The sequence below is a fragment of the Armatimonas sp. genome, assembly GCF_043760365.1.
In the GTDB taxonomy this organism is placed as follows: Bacteria; Armatimonadota; Armatimonadia; order Armatimonadales; family Armatimonadaceae; genus Armatimonas.
Genome location: NZ_JAYUPA010000575.1, coordinates 1 through 1,546 on the forward strand (window position 1 = coordinate 1; position 1,546 = coordinate 1,546).

Sequence of the window (1,546 nt, forward strand, 5' to 3'; positions counted from 1 at the left end):
CCGAAAAAGATAGTAGGCTACGAGTAAGGGCGAGAGTAGAAAAAGAAGGAGGTTGTAGATCACGCCTGCTGTCTTCGGGATACCGGAGCACTTAAGACAGGTAGCGTTGTCAGCAGCGGGTGCCCTTCTGGCAGGAGCGCTTGCGCGGCAGCGCGGTACTGATTCACCCGCTCACGTAGTCCACGCAGAGGCGCATCGCGCCGCCGTCGCCCCTCACGGCTTGCACGATCTGCCGCTTCCAGAGCGCGAAACGAGGCCGTGAGTGCCACCAGATCGCTCTCAAACTGAGCATGGGTGTAGCCTCCCGCCAGCACCAAGGGGTGTACCGAGCTAGAGAGGGTGGCATCGGCCTCGATCCGCTTCCAGAGGTCGGCACTATCGCGCATGGGGCGCTCGAACTTGGACTCGATGGCGGTGTAGGCAGGCTTTTTGGGGAGAGCTTTCTCATGAGGAGTGCCCGCAGCAAAAGCCCGAACCGCCTTTGCAAACTGATCGGCCCGCAGTGCCAGCGCTTTCTTCTGGGCATCGCGCTGTCCCGCCGAGAGTTGGCGCTGGTTGTCCAGCCCCTCTTGTGCCTGAATGGCTGTGTCCAGTGCCAAGAGATCGGCGGCTTGATCCGCTCTTTTGTAGTCACCTTTGAGAAACACTGCCCGCTCGATAGCGGTCTCTAGGGCTTCCCAGTGGCTTAAAACATCCCGCAGCACAGGCGGGTAGGAATACACACTCTCTGTTAATGGCATTGTTTTATCCTTGCTTGCCCCTTAGGTAAGGGACATTAGTTCCTCATCTTCATCATCGTACTCACCAGGTTCTTCAGTTGCTATCGTAAGAAGCGAATTTCCCATCGCTTTCTCAATCCGCTCCAAAAGTGCCTTCTGCCTTGTAGAGAAGAAAGCATCGAAGTCATTACTGCGCAGAGCGCTAGGCTCAATCACATGGGTGCGAAGTGCCGTGTCCATTTGCTCTGAGGTGATCTGAGCGGATTTCTCCATGCTTGCCAGATAGAGACTTGGGGCATGGCCCCCAATCGCTTGATTAGTCTTGTTGATTAGTGGCGTTTTATTAATAATACAGTCATGACGCTCTCTAGGAATTCCATTTTTCAAGCACCAGCTCTTAGGGAAAATATGGTGAATGTCAATATCACGGTACTGCATAAAATGGTCTATCTTACTGCCCGTAAAAAGATCAACTCCCCCTTCGCGCATCAGTAGTGCAGAGATGCCCTTATAAGCAGCACTGCCCCGTGTGCGCAGTCGCAGAAGTCGCTGGGGCTGGAAATTCGCCTCGGTGACGGTTAGAGGAAGCGCTCCACCTTTGATCCAGGCAATCACTTCGGGGAAATCACGGGCAAAGCGCGTCTCCGTTGCGCTGCCATAGAGCTCTCCAAAGACACCGCACCAGAACCATCGAGCAAGCTTTTCTTTTACTCCCGCCGCATCGGCCTCTGCTCCCAGTGCCCCAATGATGGCCGCTAGCGGGACGAACTGTGTCCGGTAGGGAACATCGCGAGCCGTAAAGATATGCCACTCTTGTAGAAGTTGTG

General features: G+C 54.9%; 1 protein-coding gene and 1 pseudogene. Both read right to left on the reverse strand.

What is annotated here, in order from left to right:
* Positions 1-59: 59 nt before the first annotated feature.
* Positions 60-740 carry a hypothetical protein gene (locus ACH2EH_RS13115; RefSeq protein ID WP_395142356.1) on the reverse strand — a complete coding sequence of 227 codons (681 nt, stop codon included), beginning with the start codon at positions 738-740 and terminating at the stop codon, positions 60-62.
* Between the two features lie 21 nt (positions 741-761).
* A pseudogene (locus tag ACH2EH_RS13120) lies at positions 762-1,546 on the reverse strand (hypothetical protein); the annotation flags it as partial.

What these genes read in the sequence shown, in the direction of transcription:
- ACH2EH_RS13115 (WP_395142356.1), bottom strand. Translation starts at nt 740, where the DNA reads ATGCCATTAACAGAGAGTGTGTATTCCTACCCGCCTGTGCTGCGGGAT.